Source organism: Eggerthella hominis (assembly GCF_014287365.1).
Taxonomy (GTDB): domain Bacteria; phylum Actinomycetota; class Coriobacteriia; order Coriobacteriales; family Eggerthellaceae; genus Eggerthella; species Eggerthella guodeyinii.
In genome coordinates this window covers 927,852-947,216 of the sequence record NZ_JACOOA010000001.1, presented here as the reverse complement: position 1 = coordinate 947,216, position 19,365 = coordinate 927,852, and the positions used below count along the sequence as shown (strand labels likewise).

7 protein-coding genes are annotated in these 19,365 nt (G+C 66.7%); 6 read left to right on the top strand and 1 reads right to left on the bottom strand.

Annotated elements, in window-relative coordinates; translation table 11 throughout:
- The first annotated feature begins 8 nt into the window (after positions 1–8).
- The 5 genes from arcA to H8S61_RS04100 all read left to right on the top strand — a co-directional run bounded on the left by arcA (position 9) and on the right by H8S61_RS04100 (position 16,892).
- Positions 9–1,226 (top strand): arginine deiminase, encoded by a 1,218-nt coding sequence (arcA, locus tag H8S61_RS04120; RefSeq protein ID WP_154334385.1) that lies wholly within the window; start codon positions 9–11, stop codon positions 1,224–1,226.
- A gap of 178 nt (positions 1,227–1,404) precedes the next feature.
- Entirely contained in the window at positions 1,405–2,400 is a 996-nt protein-coding gene (gene argF / locus H8S61_RS04115; protein ID WP_160943379.1) for an ornithine carbamoyltransferase, read from the top strand.
- A 21-nt stretch (positions 2,401–2,421) separates the two neighbouring features.
- A complete protein-coding gene (gene arcC, locus H8S61_RS04110; RefSeq protein WP_160943380.1) occupies positions 2,422–3,375 on the top strand; it encodes a carbamate kinase in 954 nt (317 codons plus the stop codon).
- A gap of 181 nt (positions 3,376–3,556) precedes the next feature.
- A complete protein-coding gene (locus H8S61_RS04105; RefSeq protein WP_160943381.1) occupies positions 3,557–5,164 on the top strand; it encodes a YfcC family protein in 1,608 nt (535 codons plus the stop codon).
- Between the two features lie 196 nt (positions 5,165–5,360).
- Positions 5,361–16,892, top strand: a complete 11,532-nt coding sequence (locus H8S61_RS04100) for a SpaA isopeptide-forming pilin-related protein (protein ID WP_186938027.1) — start codon at positions 5,361–5,363, stop codon at positions 16,890–16,892.
- Positions 16,893–16,925: 33 nt separating this feature from the next.
- Here H8S61_RS04100 and H8S61_RS04095 read toward each other — a convergent pair whose 3' ends face one another.
- The gene (locus H8S61_RS04095; RefSeq protein ID WP_186938026.1) at positions 16,926–17,360 is read right to left on the bottom strand and encodes a GNAT family N-acetyltransferase; all 435 of its coding nucleotides are present in this window, start codon (positions 17,358–17,360) and stop codon (positions 16,926–16,928) included.
- Between the two features lie 206 nt (positions 17,361–17,566).
- Here H8S61_RS04095 and argS point away from each other — a divergent pair, with 206 nt between their 5' ends.
- Positions 17,567–19,294, top strand: a complete 1,728-nt coding sequence (gene argS, locus H8S61_RS04090) for an arginine--tRNA ligase (RefSeq protein ID WP_186938025.1) — start codon at positions 17,567–17,569, stop codon at positions 19,292–19,294.
- The last annotated feature ends 71 nt before the right edge of the window (positions 19,295–19,365 follow it).

Sequence of the window (19,365 nt, the reverse complement as noted above, 5' to 3'; positions counted from 1 at the left end):
GGGTTGCTATGGCTGGTGTGAACGTCAAAAGCGAGATCAAGCCTTTGAAAAAAGTCTTGCTCCACCGACCGGGTAAAGAGCTTCTGAACCTGACACCAAACACGCTCGAAGAACTCCTGTTCGACGACATTCCGTTCTTGAAGGTCGCCCAGGAGGAGCACGACGCCTTCGCGCAGGCTCTGCGCGACAACGGCGTCGAAGTCGTGTACCTCGAGAAGCTCATGGCCGAGGTGCTCGATCAGAACCCCGAGCTGCGCGAGCAGTTCCTTAAGCAGTTCATCGAGGAAGCCGGCATCCGCACGGATCGCTACCAGAAGATCATCTTCGACTACCTCAACGAAAACTATCCCGACAACCTCGACTTGGTCATGAAGACGGTGGAGGGCATCAACCTCACCGAGCTGCACACCGACAAGTCGAACTCCCTGGTCGACCTCGTCAGCGAGGCGTCCAAGATGGTCGTCGCCCCCATGCCGAACCTGTACTTCACCCGCGACCCGTTCGCGATGATCGGCAACGGCGTGTCCATCAACCGCATGTACTCCGTCACGCGCAACCGCGAGACCATCTACGCCGAGTACATCTTCACGCATCATCCCGACTTCAAGGATGTGCCCCAGTACTACAGCCGCTACAACACGTTCCACATCGAGGGCGGCGACATCCTCAACATCAACGACAAGGTGCTGGCCATCGGCATTTCCCAGCGCACCGAGCCCGATGCCATCGATGCCATCGCGAAGAACATCTTCGAGGACGAGACCAGCCCGGTCGAGACCATCCTGGCCTTCAACATCCCGAACAACCGCGCGATGATGCACCTCGACACGGTGTTCACCCAGATCGACACGGACAAGTTCACCGTGCATCCGGGCATCCTCGGCCCGCTGACCGTCTTCGAGATCACCCCCGAGGGCGACGGCATCAAGGTCAAGGAGATGAACGGCACGCTCGAGAGCATCCTCGAGAAGTACGTTGGCCATCCGGTCGAGCTCATCCCCTGCGGCGGCGGCGATCGCATCGCGGCCGAGCGCGAGCAGTGGAACGACGGCTCGAACACGCTGTGCATCGCCCCGGGCACCATCGTGGTGTACGAGCGCAACGACGTCACCAACAAGCTGCTCAAGGAGAAGGGCCTCAACGTCATCGAGGTTCCCTCTGCCGAGCTGTCCCGCGGCCGTGGCGGCCCGCGCTGCATGAGCATGCCCATCTGGCGCGAGGACTAAGGTTCCAAGCTCGCGCGCAGCTGCATGTGCGCGAGTGTTATTTGAGCTACCCTTGCCTTTTCCGGATTGCCGGGGCCGTGCAACGCGGCCCTGGCGTTCGAAGAGGGGGCGGGCGGAAATACTTGGCACTGCCTGCCGGTATCATTGTCTTGGTAAGCAACGTTGAAAGGAATGATCTATGCCTACTAGCCTGAGCGGTCGCGACTTCCTGCGCCTCCTCGACTTCACCACCGAGGAAATCGAGTACCTGCTGAAGTTGTCCCGCGAATTCAAGAACCTGAAATTGACGGGTACCCCCCATCGTTACCTCGAGGGCAAGAACATCGTCCTGCTGTTCCAGAAGACGTCCACCCGTACGCGTTGCGCGTTCGAGGTTGGCGCCATGGACCTCGGCATGGGCGTGACCTACCTCGATCCGGGCAGCTCCCAGATGGGCAAGAAGGAGTCCATCGAGGACACCGCCCGCGTGCTCGACCGCTTCTACGACGGCATCGAGTTCCGCGGCTACGCCCAGTCCGACGTGGAAGAGCTGGCTGCCGGCGCCTCCGTGCCGGTGTGGAACGGCCTGACCACCGAGTGGCACCCCACCCAGATGCTCGCTGACATCCTGACGGTTCAGGAGAACTTCAACTACGACATCAAGGGCAAGACGCTGGTGTTCATGGGCGACGCCGCCAACAACGTGGCCCGTTCGCTCATGGTCGTGTGCGCCAAGCTGGGTCTGAACTTCGTCGCCTGCGGCCCCAAGGAGAACATGCCTGCCGCCGACCTCGTGGAGACCTGCGAGGCCATCGCCGCCGAGAACGGCTGCACCATCAAGCTGACCGAAGACGTGAAGGACGCCTGCACGGGCGCCGATGTCATCTACACCGACGTGTGGGTGTCCATGGGCGAGCCCGACGAGGTGTGGGCCGAGCGCATCAAGCTCCTCGAGCCCTACCGCGTGACGGAGGAAGTCATGGCCATGGCCAACAAGGATGCCATCTTCCTGCACTGCCTGCCGTCGTTCCACGACACGAACACCACCACCGGCGCGGACATCGCCGAGCGCTTCGGCGTCACGGAGATGGAAGTCACCGACGGCGTGTTCGAGTCCAAGCAGTCCAAGGTGTTCGACGAGGCCGAGAACCGCATGCACACCATCAAGGCCGTCATGTACGCGACGCTCTCCTAAAGAAAGAAACGGTGATTCAGTATGCCTTACGCTAAAGGAGAAGGCCCCAGCGTCGTCATCGCGCTCGGCGGCAATGCCCTGGGCAACACGCCCCAGGAGCAGCTCGCGCTCGTGAAGAACACCGCCAAGCACATCGTGGACATGGTGGGCGAGGGCACGAACGTCGTGGTCAGCCACGGCAACGGCCCGCAGGTCGGCATGATCAACAACGCCTTCGCGTATGCGTCCCAGCACGACGGCAAGACCCCCGAGATGCCGTTCCCCGAGGCCGGCGCCATGAGCCAGGGCTACATCGGCTACCAGCTGTCCCAGGCCATCCTCAACGACATGAAGGAACGCGGCATCATGCGCTCCACGGCATGCGTCGTGACCCAGACGGTCGTCGATCCCGAGGACCCGGCGTTCCAGAACCCCACGAAGCCCGTCGGCGCCTTCCTCACCGAGGAAGAGGCCAAGGCCAAGGCCGAGGAAACCGGCTGGACCTTCAAGGAGGACGCCGGCCGCGGCTGGCGCCAGGTGGTTGCCTCGCCGAAGCCCGTGCGCATCGTCGAGTTCGACGCGGTGAAGGACCTCATGGACGACGGCTACATCGTGGTGTCCACGGGCGGCGGCGGCGTGCCGGTGTTCGAGACGGAGGACGGCTACGTCGGCGTCCCCGCCGTCATCGACAAGGACCGCTCCTCGGCCAAGCTCGCGGCCGACTTCGGCGCCGACATGCTCGTCATCCTCACGGCCGTCGAGAAGGTGTGCATCAACTTCGGCAAGCCCGACCAGGCCGAGATCAGCACCATGACGATCGCCGAGGCCGAGGAGTACATCGCCCAGGGCCAGTTCGCCCCCGGCTCCATGCTTCCGAAGGTGGAGGCCTGCATCGAGTACGTGCGTGCGTTCCCCGAGGGCAAGGCGCTCATCACCTCCCTCGAATGCGCCGCTGCGGGCCTCGAGGGCAAGACGGGAACGGTCATCACGGCGTAAAGCGTTTTGCGTGTGCGCGGAAGGCTTCGTGAGCTTCCGCACGATGGAACGGTGGCATGCGTTTCGGCGCATGCCACCGCAACAGGGGTACGGCGGTCTGCGGTTACGCTTCCACAGGACCGCTTGAAAATTTCTCGTTCGCCAAAATATCCGACTCGATCCTCAAATAGGAGGGGTTGTTATGACCGAGAAAGCAAAAGAAAAGAGCAAGAAAAAGCGATCTATTTCATCGTTTACCATCCTGCTGATCATCTTGATCGTGCTGGCGCTGGTCACGGTAGTGATGTCGCTGGCAGGTGTGCAGGGAGTCGAAGGCGCCACGATTGCCAATGTGGCAACGGCTCCCGTGAAGGGCTTTACCGACGCTCTACCCGTTTGCCTGTTCGTGCTGATCCTGGGTGGTTTCCTGGGCATCGTCACGGAGACGGGCGCGCTGGACGCCGGTATCGCAGCGCTGGTGAAGAAGCTGAAGGGCAATGAGCTCATCCTCATCCCCATTCTGATGTTCATCTTCTCCATCGGCGGTACGACGTACGGTATGTGCGAGGAAACGGTTCCGTTCTACCTGCTGCTCGCGGCCACCATGGTCGCCGCAGGCTTCGACAGCGTTGTCGGTGCTGCGGTCGTGCTGTTGGGCGCCGGCTGCGGCGTGCTCGGTTCGACGGTCAACCCGTTCGCCGTTGGCGCTGCCGTTGACTCCCTGAGCACGTCGGGCATCGTGATCAACCAGGGCACCATCATCATGCTCGGCGTGGTGCTGTGGCTCGTGACGCTGGCGATCTCCATCGTCTTCGTCATGCGGTATGCGAAGAAGGTCAAGGCCAACAAGGGTTCCACCATCCTGTCGCTGCAGGAGCAGGAGACCATGAAGGCCGAGTTCGGCGAGGCCCAGCAAGAAGCTGAAATCGCTGAGGCGAACCCGAGCGAGAAGCTGATGACGGGCCGCCAGAAGTGGACGCTCATCGTGTTCGCCCTGACGTTCGTGGTCATGATCGTCGGCTTCATCCCCTGGGGCGACTTCGGCGTCGAGCTGTTCGATGCCGGCGCGGCCACGGAGGAAGTCACCACGCCGGTTTCCGGCGAGGACATCTCGGCCGTCTACGCCGATGGAGACATGGGCGAGCTGACCTTCACGGGCGATGTGTCCGGTACGGTCACGACGGAAGACCAGATCTCCGAGGGTTGGTCCGCGTTCCTGACGGGTCTGCCGCTGGGTCAGTGGTACTTCGATGAGGCTTCCACTTGGTTCCTCATCATGGCCATCATCATCGGCGTCGTCGGCGGCGTGTCCGAGAGCCGCTTCGTCAAAGCGTTCATCAACGGCACCGCCGACATGATGAGCGTCGTGCTGATTATCGCCATGGCCCGTTCCATCACGGTGCTCATGGGCGAGACCGGTCTCGACATGTGGATTCTTGAGAACGCGGCGAACGCGTTGAACGGCTTGTCGGCGGTCATCTTCGCCCCCCTGTCGTTCCTGCTGTACATCGTGCTGTCGTTCCTCATCCCGTCGTCGTCCGGCATGGCAACGGTGTCCATGCCCATCATGGGGCCGCTGGCGAACTCGCTGGGCTTCTCGACCGACGTCATGATCATGATCTTCAGCGCCGGCAACGGCCTGGTGAACCTGTTCACCCCGACGAGCGGTGCGATCATGGGCGGTTTGGCGCTGGCCAAGGTGGAGTACTCCACGTGGCTCAAGTTCGGCGGCAAGCTGTTCGTGATGCTGGGCGTGGCGTGCGTGATCATCTTGACGGTTGCGATGATGATCATCCCGGGCGCTGCGTAAGCGTTCTGCGTCAGCAGAGCACTCTGGTGCACGGCTGCATCTAAAATCCCCCCGCTTCGGCGGGGGGATTTTTTTTACGTGTGACGCGCTGACCAGGGCTTGAACTCTTGTTTGAATCACTATTAATTGGAACCCCCCTCTCATTACAATGGGCAACTGGCGCGGAGCGACCGCGCGCAGGGGAGGGGAGTTTACTATGCGATATCCGCTTGCTCACAAGGCCGCTTCGGTGCTGATGGCGTTCGTGCTGGTATGCACGTGCAACAGCGCCGCCCTGCAGCCGCTCGCGGCGTTCGCCGCGCAAGGGGACGGCGCGGCAGCCGCGGAGCAGGAGGCGCTGACCGAGGCGTCCGAGGCGGAGAGCGCAGGGGAGCCTGAGGCCGCGCCTGCGGGCGAAGAGGGGCCTGCGGGCGCGGCCGAGTCCGAGGAGGGCGCGGAGGCGCCGCGCGCGGTGAGCGGGCTGACCGTTTCCGGGACGTGGGACGCCGACGCGCACATCGTCACCTGGACCGTGCGCATGGGGGAGGAGTCGGCCGCCGCGGTCGATCTGTCGCGCTACGAGCTGACGCTCTCCTTCGACGATCGGCTTGCCGTCGAGCGGGCCCGCCTCGGCGATGCCCCGACGGGCTTCGACGTGAGCGGCGCCCTGTCGCCCGGAGCGGCCACGTACCGCTTCGAGGCCGTCGGGGCCGATCTGCCGCTCGCGCCGCAGACGCTGACGGTGTCGATGCGGGCGTCCGACGCCCTGCTCGACGCCTTGGCCGCTGCCGAGGAGGCCGGCGACCGCTTGGCGGTGGCGCTGGACGCGCGCCTCGAGGTCGCCGAGGACGCCGCGCCGCTCTTCGACGCCCCTGCGGTGGAGGGGCGTGCCGACGTCGTGCTGCGGGAGGCCTCCGTCGGCGAGCCTTCGGCGGAATCGCGCAAGACCGTCGAGGACGGCGGGGTCGCCGAGGCGACGCCGAGCGCGGTGCCGGGGGACGCGCCTCGCGAAGGCGCCGAAGGCAGCGACGTGACGAACGAGGTCGAGCAGCTTTCGCTCGGGGTCGTGGACTTCTCCTACGTCGATGCGGCGGGCGCCACCCACGTCACCCCCGCCGTGCAAACCGGGGACAAGCGCGTCGCGTACGATTTCTCGAGCGTCCCCCTCGCCTCCATCGACCGGATGAACATGGGGGTCGATTTCAAGATCAACAAGGACGACGCGTCGCGCACGATCAACGCCGGCGACGTGTTCAGATACAGCGTGCCCAGCATCTTCACCGTTGCCGACAGCCCCTTCGCGCAGGACATCGTGTCCCCCACGGGCGAGGTGCTGGCAACCTACACCATCGAGAACAACCAGGTGGTGGTCGCGTTCACGCAGACCGTGGACATCGAAGAGGGCAACGTGGGCATCGTGGGCGGCATCATGTGCTCGTTCAAGCTGAACGACGACAAGCTGCAGTCCGACGCCCCGACGGATGCCGACATGACGCTGCAGACCGACGGCACCGTCTACACGTTCACGGCCCCGAAGAAATCGACGGATCTCGTGGGCATCGAGAAGACGGGTTCGTACAACAAGAACGACGCGACGGTCACCTGGACCGTCACGGTGGGCTCGGCGGCCGAGTCGGCCGGGGTTCCCCTCAAGAACATCGTGATCGTCGACGAGTACGACAGGGCGACGCAGGGGGAGGCGACGGTGACCGGCCCGGACGGCGACGCGCTCGCGATCGAGCAAACCGACGCGGGCTTCACCTACGCGTTCCCCGCCGATTCCACCGCGGTGGCGCCGTACAAGCTGAGCGTGACCGTTCCCGTCGAAAACGAGGTGCTCGATGCGGCCGTGAACGGCGATCAGCTCCTTTCGAACACGGCGACGATGTCGTCCCCGGCGGGCTCGTCGATACACGTGACGGGCGAGCCGGGCGCCACCGGCACCGCGACGGTGCCGAAGTACTCGTTCAGCAAGCGGGGGACGCCGCTGAACAGCAGCACGATAGCTTGGGAGCTGACCGTCAACCAGGGCGGCTTGGGCGCGGCGAACGACGTCGTGGTGTACGACCGCCTGGACGCGCGTGCGGCGTACAAGGACAAAACGCTCAGGTTGGACGGAATGCCCGTGACCGTGCATGCTTCCGCGCCCGATCCGGCGCCTTCGTCGACGTACGCGGTACTTGTCGCCGAGGAGGGCGGAACGCACCTGCTCGAAGTCCATATCGCCGGAACGGTGGACACCGAGCGGCGCATCACGTTCGAGACCGAGATCGACGCGCCCGGGCAGGAGAACGAGAGCATCGACTTCCCGAACACGGCGTGGATCGCCTACCAGTGGCCCAACGGCTACGGTCCCGGCGAAGGGGCGTTCAAGCCCATCGACGTCAACACGGATTTCCAGGTGGCGCATCTCGACAAGGAGACTCCCTCCTACGATTCCTCCACCGGCGAGATCACGTGGCGCATCGTCCCGTCGGTGCGCACCGACGACTACGAATCCGGGGCCATCGCCGACGTGATCGACGACGATCAGGCCTACATCGCCGGCTCGGTGAAGGTCGTCTACCGGGACGCCGAGCTGACGCCGGACCAGCTGGCCGGCGTGTTCTCGTACGACGAGGCGCTCAAGCTGCTGACCTTCTCCTTCGAACGCGCCGAGTACGCGCTCAACGACGTGGTCATCGAGTACCGCACCCAGGCGCTCAACTTCAAGGACGAGAACAGGGTGCTGCATCGCTACGAGAACGCGGCGAACCTGGTGGTGAGGTCGGAGCACGGGACGTTCGAGGCGCAGGCCACCGCCTCCCGCACGTTCGAGAACAAGTTCCTCGCCAAGACGAGCTCCTACGAGGTGGTGGACGACGAGCACGGCTCCACCGGTTACCTGCATTACCGGATCGTCGTGAACGGGAGCCATATGCCCAGCGCGAACCTGCAGGTGAGCGATGATTTGAGCGCGCTCGTCACGGACGTGCGCGCCGCCGACGGAGCGTCGCTCGGCTCCGTCACCGCGGACGAGTGGGCGATCGCCGAGGGCGACCGGGCCATCAAGGTGACGGAGCTCGGCAAGGACGGCGCCGAACAGGACGTCACGACATCGTACGACACGGCCGCCTGGAAGGATTCCCGGAAGATCGAAGCGATCTTCTCCGACGACGCGCCGACGACGAACAGCTACCGGATCGACCTGTACCTCACGCTGGAAAACTCCGTGCTGCAAAAGCTGCACCAGGACCATCCGGGCGATTTCGTGATCAGCGCGACGAACTCCGCCACCGCCGGCTCCGACGATTTCGCCGGCGGCACGCCGACGAACGTGAAGTGCCAGGGAGCCGCGGGCGCGGGCAACATCGACAACCGATTGGTCGCCAAGACCGTCGACGGCTCCCAGCAAGGCAACGGGGTGCTCGCGTACCGCATCAACATCAACCCCAACGGCGCCGATATGCGCAACGTGACGCTGACCGACGTGCCCGACGACGTGCTCAGCATCGACGTGGGCAGCGTCGAGCTGCATCGCGCAACGCACGACGCCGGCGGCGCGATAGCCGACGCGCTGGGCGAGGCGGTGGATTCGGATACGTGGTCGAAGAAGCTGACGTACGACGCGGGCTCCGGCGGCACGGCCTTGAGCGTGACGGTGCCGGACGGCACGGCGTCGTACGTGCTGACGTATAGCGCCAAGGTGGTGGGAGCTGCCAAGGGCGGCAAGATCGCGAACAACGTGACGCTGACGGCCGATCAGGGCCAGACCGGTTCCGACACCTGCGTGGCCGAGGTCGATGCGGGTTCGTGGGGATGGCTCACGAAGAAGGCCATCTACAAGCTGGTGAAGGCCGACGAGTTCGGCGGGAAGGCGTCGCCCATCGCGGGCGTGACGTTCAACCTGTACAGCGATCCCGAGAAGAAGGATCTCGTGGCGACGTCCGTCTCGAACGCGAAGGGTTTGGTGGCGTTCTACGGGCTCGACGTGGACGCAACCTATTACTACGACGAGCTGGAAGCGTCGAGCGGCTATAAGACGCTGGCGTACGACGCCGATGCGAACCAGTTCACGACCGGTGCCGGAGGCAGCAACACCGTAGCCGGCGCTGCGACGCTGAACGAGCGTCTCACGAGCGAGGCGCCGGTGCTTCTCGAGAAAACCTTCGAGCTCGAGGCGGGCGACGCGCTGAGCGGCCCGCGCTCCTCGTTCAGGCTGTACCTGTACCCCAACGGGTTCGACGGCGGCAAGAAGGTGGCGGTGAGCGTGACGGGTTCCGACGGCTCGTACGCCTACGCCCCGTCGGGCGACAACTTCGAGCTCGTCAACGGAGATGCCGGCGGCAAGCTCTCTCTTGCCGGGCTCCCGTGGGGCGACTACGGCCTGGAGGAGGTCGACCCGCAGGCCGGTTACGCCGCCTACGAGGGCATGAAGCACTTCTCGGTGGTGAGGCCTGCCGATGACGCCTCGTGGTTGGTTGATTACGCGCCGGGGACGGGCAACGACGTGGGCGAGGCCGCCGCCGTCGTGAACGAGAAGACCTCGATCACGGTGAAGAAGACGACGGACGAGGACAAGAGCCTCGAAGGGGCGGTGCTGGCGATCCATGAAGACGACGCCGGAGCGGTGGGCAACGTGCTCGTGAATTCCTTCACGAACGAGAAGTACAGCGTGACCGTCGGCGACGCGTCGACGTACGAATGGGAGCTGCGCGGCATCCCCGTCGGCACGTATTGGCTGTGCGAAGATAAGACGCCCCACGACCCGACGGTCGGCAAGTTCGAGGATGTGCGGTTCAGCATCGACGTCCACGGGAAGCTGGCCGTGCTGAACGGCAAGGGCACCGTGACGGGGTCGACGCTGGCGGTGGCGGACGACCCCAACAAGGTGAGCGTGAAGAAGATCGACCAGTGGGGCAAGACCGTCGCGGGCGCGACGCTGCAGCTGCAGGTGCAGAACGGCGATGCGTGGGATAAGGTTGGCGACGCGCAGGAGTCGCCGGCTGCGGGCGAGCTCTCGTTCGACGGCCTCGAGCGCGGCAAGAGGTACTGCATCGTCGAGACGGCGGTGCCGGAGGGCTACGCGGCCGCAAGCCACGCGGACCAGAGGGTCGAGTTCACCATCGACGAGTACGGCGTCATCGCCGACGACGCCGTCGATCTGCACAACGGCGACGCGCCGGACGGCGTCGCCGGCAACGGCACCTTCCTGAACGCGCACCACGGCAACAACGGCTTCACCCTGCGCAACGAGCGTATCGTGGGGCATGCGGAATTCACGAAGCAGACGGATGACGGCGCGCCGCTTGCGGGCGTGAAGTTCAACCTGTACCGGAAGGCGGCGGTGCCGGGCGCGGCCGACACCCTCGTGAATTCGACGTCCTTCGTCAGCGGACGCGACGGCAAGGTGACCACGGTCGGCCAAGCCTCGATGTGGAATAGCGTCACGGGCGATTGGATGAGCCGCGGGCTTACGCCGGGCACCTACTATTTCAAGGAAACGGCCACGCACGGCGACTTCGTGTTCGACGACGCCGATCCGCTCGTCACCGACGAGTTCACCATCAGCGCGACCGACGGTCGCTTCACGTGGTCGACGGATGCGGAGGGGAAGGTCTCGTTCGGGGACGTCGTCGTCGTGACGAAGGGCAACGGCGCAGTGGCCAACGCGCCGCTCGACGCGAGCGTGCGCGTGCTGAAGGCGACGGCTGGGGGCCGGGCGCTCAACGGCGCCGTGTTCACCCTCACGGGAGCGGACGTCAACGGCAAGAGCGTGAGCATGACGGCCACGTCTGCTGACGCGGGCACCGTGGTGGAGGCGACGGACTCCGCAGGAACGGAACACGTGTATACGACGACCGGCGACGGCGAGGCCCTGTTCGGCAACGTGCCCGCGGGCACGTACATCGTGAAGGAGACCGTCCCGCCTCCCGGCTACAAGCTGAGCGCGGCGGAGCTGACGGTGACCGTCAAGCAGGGAACGGCGAGCGAAACCTACACCCTCAACAAGGGTGATGCCGTCGTGAACGAGCAGAACGAGTTCACGGTGTCCAAAAAAGACGCGGCGACGGGGGAGGCCCTGGGCGGCGCGGAGTTCACGCTGAGCGGCGAGTTCGCCGACGGCACCGATCCGCTCGTGTGGACGTCGGGCGACCATGCCGAGGCCGTCGCGGGGAAGCTGATAGCCTCGACGGCTGGCGACGAGCGCGTCTACACCCTTGAGGAGACGGGCGTTCCGCAGCACTACCTGGCCGCGCCGTCCCTCGAGCTCAAGATGGACGCGGAGGGCGCCCTCTACCAGCGCGCCCCGGGCGCGACGGCATGGAGCAGGGTGGAGGCGAACGCGCTCACGGTGCTGAACAGCCCGGTGCGCGGGCACGTGACGCTGACGAAGACCGTCGCCGACGACGGCGTCGGGACGGTTGCGGGCGTGGAGTTCTCGCTGTACAAGGCGGGCGCGGACGGCGCCGACCTGCTCGTCGCCGCGGGGCTTGCGACCGATGCGGACGGCGCGTGGACCTCGGTGGGGAAGGACTCGACGGCCAACCCGGACACCGGGCAAATGCTGGACCAGGGCCTCGCGGTGGGTTCCTACTACTTCGTGGAGACGGCGGCCACACCCGACACGGTGCTCGATGGCGACGCGCGCCACGAGTTCGAGATCGCCGACGGGAACCATTACGCTACGACGAACGCAGCCGTGGCCTGCGGCGCGAAGAACAAGGCGTTCTCGGCCTCGCTCAAGTTAGACAAGCTGGACGGTACGTCCGGCGAGGCGCTCGCCGGTGCCGAGTTCGAGCTCATGTATACGCCTGAGGGCGGCGGCGCGGCGCAGACCGTACCGCTGACGGTCGAGGGCGGCACCTTCAAGGCAACCGACCTCAAGAAGGGCTCCTACGCCCTGGAGGAGACGAGGGTCCCGACCGGCTACGAGGGCGCGGGCGCGTTCAAGGCGACCTTCGAGCTGGCCGACGCCGACGACGGTCTGGAGCTGGCGATCGGGGAGGGCGCGGCCACGTCGGCGGGGCCGGTGGATAAGGCGTCCGGCGCGTGGACGTCGGCGGGCGTCTTGAACGAGCGCATCCTCGGCTCGATGAGCCTGGACAAGGTGGCGGCGGGCACGGAAGCGGGCCTCGAGGGCGCCTTGTTTCGGCTGACCGGCCCCGACGGCTACGTCGCCGACCTCGCGACCGATGCCGGCGGCGAGCTGAGCGCAACCCATCTCGCCTGGGGCGACTACACCCTTACCGAGGCGAAGGCCCCCGCCGGCTACCGGCTGGGAGCGGAGCCCTACTCCGCGGCGTTCGCGATCGGCGCGCAGAGCCTGGCCGTCGACCTCGGCTCCGTCGAGAACACCCCTACCGAGATCAGCGTGGCGAAGGTCGACAACCTCGATGCTCCCAACCCGGTTTCCGGCGCGCGCCTGAAGCTCTCCGGAACCTTCGCCGACGGCAAGAAGGAAAAGGAATGGGTAGCGGACGGCACGCTGAAGAACTTTAAGACGCTGCTCGTCGTGGGCGAGGAGTACGCGTTGACCGAGGACGGCGCGGTGGCCGGCTACGAGCCGCTGCCCGGGAGCGTCGTCTTCAAGCTCATGGAAGACGGCAAGATCGAGCTCTTGTCCAACCCGGTCTACGCCGACGGCACGCCCGCCGCCGTGCTCGACGACGGCAACGTCGTGCTTTCCGTCCGCAACATGCGCCTGCCCGGCACGGTGGAGCTTGTCAAAGTGGACGCCGATGACGCGAACGCGCCCTTGGATGGCGCGGTGTTCGGCCTGTTCGACGCCGATGGCGATGCGAAGCTGGGCGAGTTCGCCACCGGCAGGGCCTACACGGGCGCCGACGACGCGGAAGGCGCGTCCGCCGAGCCCGGCTCGCTCTCCATCGCGGGGCTGGAGTGGGGAGGCTACTATTTGCAGGAGCTCTCCTCCGACGGCTACGTGATCCCCGACACGCGGTATCCGTTCTCCATCGGCGCCGGCACCCCGGGCATGACGGCGGACCTCGGACAGGTGGCCAACGAGCGCACCAAGGCGTCCTTCTCCAAGGTGGACGCCGCCGAGGGCGGCTTCGTCGCGGGCGCGACGCTGACGCTCTCCGGCAGGTTCGCGAACCCCGAGGCCGACGAGGTGTCCTGGACCTCGGGCACCGGAGCCTTCAACCTCGCCGGTCGCCTGGTCGCGGGGGAGGCCTACGAGCTGGCCGAGACCGCGCGGCCGGACGGCTACCTGGCGCTGCCAGGCCCCGTCGAGCTCGCGGTGGGAAGCGACGGCAAGCTGTCCGTCATGCAGAATCCGGAGCTCGCCGACGGCCGCCCGGCCGTCTCGGTGGCCGCCGACGGCACGTCGCTGTCGCTGCGCAACGTGGAAGTCTCCGGAAGCGTCGAGCTCGTGAAGAGCGACGCCGCCGGAAGCCTGCTGGAGGGGATATCCTTCGAGCTGCATAAGGGCCTCGACGGCCGGGGCGGCCTGGTGCAAGGGGGCCTCGTCACGGGCGTCGACGGCAAGGTGTCCGTCGCCGGCCTGCCCGAGGGCGGCTATGCCTTCGTGGAGACGGCGACGCGCGACGACCTAATTCTCGATCCGAACCCCGTGCCGGTGAGCATCGGCACGGGCGACCACGGGACGACCGTGTCGGTGGCGATGGAGAACAAGGCGTTCTCGGCCTCGCTCGTGCTGCACAAGCTGGACGGCGCGACGGGCGACGCGCTCGAGGGCGCGGAGTTCGAGCTTGCGTACGTGCCTGAGGGCGGCGGCGACAAGCGGGTCGTGCCGATGACGGTCGAGGGCGGCGCCTTCAAGGCAACCGACCTCAAGAAGGGCTCCTACGCCCTCGCGGAGACGAAGGTCCCGACCGGCTACGAGGGTGCGGGCGCGTTCAAGGCGACCTTCGAGCTGGCCGACGCCGACGACGGCCTGGAGCTGGCGATCGGGAAGGGCGCGGCCACGTCGGCGGGGCCGGTGGATAAGGCGGCCGGCGCGTGGACGTCGGCGGGCGTCTTGAACGAGCGCATCCTCGGCTCGATGAGCCTGGCCAAGGTGGCGGCGGGGACGGAAACGGGCCTCGAGGGCGCGGAGTTCCGGCTGGCCGGCCCCGACGGCTACGTCGCCGACCTCGCGACCGATGCCGACGGCAAGCTGAGCGTCGGGGACCTCGCCTGGGGCGAGTACTCTCTCGTCGAGGCGAAGGCCCCCGCCGGCTACCGGCTGGGAGCGGAGCCCTACTCCGCGGCGTTCGCGATCGGCGCGCAGAGCCTGGCCGTCGACCTCGGCTCCGTCGAGAACGCGAAGACGAGCATCTCCATCGCGAAGACCGATGACGACGGCGGCCCCCTGGCCGGCGCGCGCCTGAAGCTCTCCGGAACCTTCGCCGACGGCACGACAGAAACGGAATGGACGTCCGAGGCCGACGCGCGGGTCTTCGAGGGCGCGCTCGTCGCGGGCGAGGAGTACACGCTGACGGAAACCGGCCGGCTGAGCGGATACCGTACCTGGTCGGGGCACGTGTCCTTCAAGCTGGACGACGCGGGCAAGGTCGTCCTCGACGATCCGGCCGATCCTGCGGCCACCGTCTCCGCCGACGGTCTGCGCCTCTCGCTGAGCAACACGCGGATCGTGGCGAACGTCGAGTTGACGAAGACCCGCGACGGCGTGGGCCCGCTCGAGGGCGTCACGTTCGACCTGTACGCCGAAGGCGCGGACGAGCCGCTTGAGCGGGGGCTGGTCACCGACGCGGCGGGTAAGGTGAGGGTGTCGGGGCTGCCCGAGGGAAGCTACTACTTCGTCGAAACCGCCGCGCCCGACGACGCGGTGGCGGACGGCGCGCATCAGGCGTTCTCCATCGGCGAGCAAGACCATGGGAAGACGGTTGCCGTGGTCATGGACAACAGCAGCTTCACCACCGTGGTTTCCCTGCTCAAGGTGGACCAGACCAGCGCCGAGGCGCTGGCCGGAGCGCAGTTCGCGCTGTCCAAGCAGGCGGCGGACGGGTCGTTCGTCCCCGTCGGCTCGCCGCTCGCCACGAACGAGCACGGCGCGGCGGCGTTCGTGCTGACGGAGAAGGGCACGTACCGCATCCAGGAGACGCAGGCCGCGCCCGGCTACGTCCTGGACGCCGACAAGCCGTACACGGCCACGTTCACGGTGGAGAACACGGCCGCCTTCCAAGACGCCGAACTCAAGCTGGCCGAGGTCGTCGACCCGGCCACGGCGGGCGCTTACGGGCTGGTCGTGGAGAACGCGCGCTACGAAGGCGGCAAGGTGGCCAACGAGCGCAAGCTCGGGTCCGTGGCGCTGACCAAGGTCGCGGCGGGGACGGATGAGGGCCTCGCGGGCGCCGAGTTCGAGCTGACCGGCCCCGACGGCTCCGTCGCGACCGTCACGACCGGCGCCGACGGCTCCTTGTCCGTCGCCCCCCTCGCCTGGGGCGCCTACACCGTCACGGAAACGAAGGCCCCCGACGGCTACCGCCTGGGCGCGCAGCCCTACTCCAAGACGTTCGAGATAGGGGCGGGCAACGCGGATTCGACCCCTTCGGTCGATCTGGGCACGGTGGGCAACGAGCCCATCGAAGTCTCGTTCGCGAAGCTCGAGCGGTATGTCGAAAGCTGCTCGGACGCCAGCCTGGGAGCCGCCGAGGCGGATGCCACGCGGCCGCTCGAAGGCGCGGAGTTCACGGCGTACGACGACGAGGCGTGCACGCGGGTCTCGCGGACGGCCGGCGGCGAGGACCTGAGGGCGCGAAGCGGTGCGGATGGCGCGGTGTCGTTCTCCCCGGTCACGGCCGGCACCTACTATCTCAAGGAGACGGTGGTGCCCGCGGGCCACGTGCCGAGCGACGCGGTGCACCGGCTCGACGTCGCCGTCGACGGCACCGTCGAGCGGTTCGCCCCGCTGGGGGAGGACGGCGTGCTCGACGCCGTCGTGAACGACGTGCACCGCACGGACATCCGCATCAAGAAGGTGTCGGAGAACGACGAGGGCAAGGTGCTGCCGAACTCCACGTACGGGCTGTTCAAGCGCGTGGCCGCGCCGGAAGCGCGGGCGGCTTCGGCCTTCCCGGGCGAAAGCGGCCTGCAGCTCGTCGCGAAGGCGACCACGGGTGCGGACGGCTACCTCGTGTTCGAGGGCGTGCTCATGGATCGGGAGTACGTGATCCAGGAGCTCGAGGCGCCCGACGGCAGCCTCGTGTCGAAGCACCCCATCGCGCTGACGTTCGCCGTCGGAGACGACGGCGCCCCGAGGCTCGTTTCGTTCGACGACGGGTCCGGCACGGCCGAGGTGGACGAGAGCGGCGACATCGTGTGGAAAGAGCCGCAGGTGATCGTCGAGTTCAGCAAGAGGGATCCCGACGGCGCGCTGCTGGCCGGCGCCACGCTGCAGGTGGTGGACGAGGCCGGCGCGACGGTCGGCGAGCCGTGGGTTTCCGAGGCGGATGCGGGCCGGCGGATCGAGGGCGTGCTCGTGGCGGGGGAGACCTACCGCTTGGTGGAGCTCGCCGCGCCCGACGGCTACGCCGTGGCCGAGGACGTGGCGTTCACGGTGGAGAATCCCAAGCTGGGGCCGCAGGAGGGCTACGTGCAGCACGTCGAGATGGTGGACGAGCGCGTGCCGGAGGCACCGGCGAAGCCCTCGGCGTCGAGGGGGCCGTTCGGGTTCCTCGCGAAGACGGGCGACGCGCCGCTCGGCCTGCTGGCGGTTGGCGCGACGCTGGCCGCTGCCGGCATCGCGGCCAGCGTGGGCGTGCGCCGCCGCAGGCGATCCTAGAGCGCGAAGGGGGCCGATGCGGCCCCCTTCTCGTTACAGCGCTTTCTTCATCCAAATGTGCTCGACGTGCTCGTCCAGCTCGACGGGACCGTACTGCTCGTAGCCCGTGCGCTCGTAGAACGATGCGACGCGGCATTGCGCGTGCAGGTGCATCTCGGTGGCGCCGGCTTCGCGCGCCAGGCGCTCGGACTCGGCCAGCAGCTTGCCGCCGAAGCCGCCGTGGCGCGCCTCGGGCAGCACGGCCAGGCGGCCGAACACCCAGCGGCCGGGCTGGTCGGGATGGTCGGGGTCGGGGAACGTGCGCGCGCAGCCGACGAGGGCGTCGTCAACGTAGAGCGTCACGTGGATGGTGCGCGGGTCGTCGTCCACGGCGTCGAACTCGTCCTGGAAGCCCTGTTCCTCCATGAAGACGCGCGTGCGCACGAGGCGCGCGTCGTCGAAGTTCCCTTGCTCGAATCGCAAATCCATGCGGGCCCTTTCTCTCTTCGGTCGCCGACCACCTTACCATACGTGCGCAATGAAATCAGGCTTTTGCGAGGTCGTGTGGATGTTTTCTGCATAAGAGCTCCGAAGTGCAAAGCGGCGCTCGCGTGTGCTTCATTTGCGGTGGAAAAATGGTAGAATCGACGGATGTATAAAAAGAAGGACCCATCCGCTAAGGAAAGATGCGTACCATGCAAATTCGCGAACAACTTGAACAGCTGATCGACGCGGCCGTCGCGGCCGCGTGCGAGGACGGAACGCTGACGCTCGAGCAGGCTCCCGAGGCGGCACTCGAGCGCCCGCGCGACGAGAGCAACGGCGATTGGGCGTCCACCGTCGCCATGCGTTCGGCAAAGCTCGCCAAGAAGAATCCCCGCGAGATCGCCCAGATCATCGTCGATCACCTTCCGGAGAACGACATGATCGCCTCCGTCGACATCGCCGGCCCCGGCTTCATCAACATCCGCTTGGCGAACGCGGTCCTGCAGAGCGTCGTCGCCACGGCGCGCGCCGAGAAGGGCGACTTCGGCAAGGGCGAGATCCCCGAGGGCGAGCGCAAGATCAACCTCGAGTACATCTCGGCGAACCCGACCGGCCCCCTGCACGTGGGCCACGGCCGCTGGGCTGCGCTCGGCGACGCCACGGCGCGCGTCATGCGCCACGCGGGCTACGACGTGTTCGAGGAGTTCTACATCAACGACGCCGGTACGCAGATGGACAACTTCGGCGAGTCGGTGGCCGTGCGCTACCAGCAGCTGCTGGGCCGCGACGTCGAGATGCCGGAAGCGTGCTACGCCGGCTCCTACGTGAAGGACATCGCGCAGGCCATCATCGACGAGGACGGCGACACGTGGCTCGACGCCGACCCGAAGGAGCGCATGGAGAACTTCCGCGAGCGCGCCTACGCCTACGAGCTGGCCGAGCAGCATCGCGTCACCGAGCGCTTCGGCACCACGTTCGAGTGCTGGTTCAGCGAGCGCAGCCTGTACGTGCCCGACGAGACGGGCGAGAGCGCGGTCGACCGCAGCCTCAAGGCCATGGACGAGAAGGGCTACATCTACGTCGAGGACGGCGCCACCTGGTTCAAGTCGAGCGCGTTCGGTGACGAGAAGGACCGCGTGCTCATCAAGGCCAACGGCGAGATGACATACTTCATGAGCGACGTGGCGTACCACTACAACAAGATGGAGCGCGGCTTCGACCACCTCATCAACATCTGGGGCGCCGACCACCACGGCTACATCGCCCGCTGCGAGGCCATGCTGGCCGCGTGGGGCTGGCCCGGCGCGCTCGAGATCATGCTCGGCCAGCTGGTGAACCTGTTCCGCGACGGCGAGGCCGTCCGCATGTCGAAGCGCACGGGCGAGATGATCACGTTCGAGGAGCTCATCGACGAGGTGGGCGTGGACGCGACCCGCTACCTCATGCTGGCGAAGTCCTCCGACCAGCCCATCGACTTCGACATCGAGGTGGCGAAGAAGAAGGACGCGTCGAACCCGGTGTACTACGTGCAGTACGCGCACGCCCGCATCTGCTCCATCCTGCGCAAGGCCGCCGACCCGGCCGATGCCGAGGCCGCCGCGAACGGCGACATCACGATGGACGAGCTGGCCGCGAAGGTGATCCCGGCGAACGTGGACCTGAGCCCGCTCTCCCACGAGTCCGAGCTGGCGCTCATGCGCAAGATGGACGACTTCGGCCCGCTCGTGGCCCAGGCCGCCCGCGACCGCGCCGCGTTCCGCCTGACGCACTACGCGCAGGATCTGGCGGCGCTGTTCCACTCGTTCTACACGAACTGCCACGTCATCGGCGAGGAGGACGACGTGAAGAACGCGCGTCTGGCCCTCGTGGACGCCACCCGCATCGTGCTCGCCACGACGCTCGACCTCCTGGGCGTCACGGCTCCGGCCAAGATGTAACGCGATTCCAAGCGAAGGGGCCGTCCGATGGGCGGCCTTTTTGCGTGGTGCCCTCGAAAACGCCTCTCGAC

Coding starts and splice junctions, on each gene's coding strand:
- arcA (WP_154334385.1), top strand. CDS start 9: ATGGCTGGTGTGAACGTCAAAAGCGAGATCAAGCCTTTGAAAAAAGTC.
- argF (WP_160943379.1), top strand. CDS start 1,405: ATGCCTACTAGCCTGAGCGGTCGCGACTTCCTGCGCCTCCTCGACTTC.
- arcC (WP_160943380.1), top strand. CDS start 2,422: ATGCCTTACGCTAAAGGAGAAGGCCCCAGCGTCGTCATCGCGCTCGGC.
- H8S61_RS04105 (WP_160943381.1), top strand. CDS start 3,557: ATGACCGAGAAAGCAAAAGAAAAGAGCAAGAAAAAGCGATCTATTTCA.
- H8S61_RS04100 (WP_186938027.1), top strand. CDS start 5,361: ATGCGATATCCGCTTGCTCACAAGGCCGCTTCGGTGCTGATGGCGTTC.
- H8S61_RS04095 (WP_186938026.1), bottom strand. CDS start 17,360: ATGGATTTGCGATTCGAGCAAGGGAACTTCGACGACGCGCGCCTCGTG.
- argS (WP_186938025.1), top strand. CDS start 17,567: ATGCAAATTCGCGAACAACTTGAACAGCTGATCGACGCGGCCGTCGCG.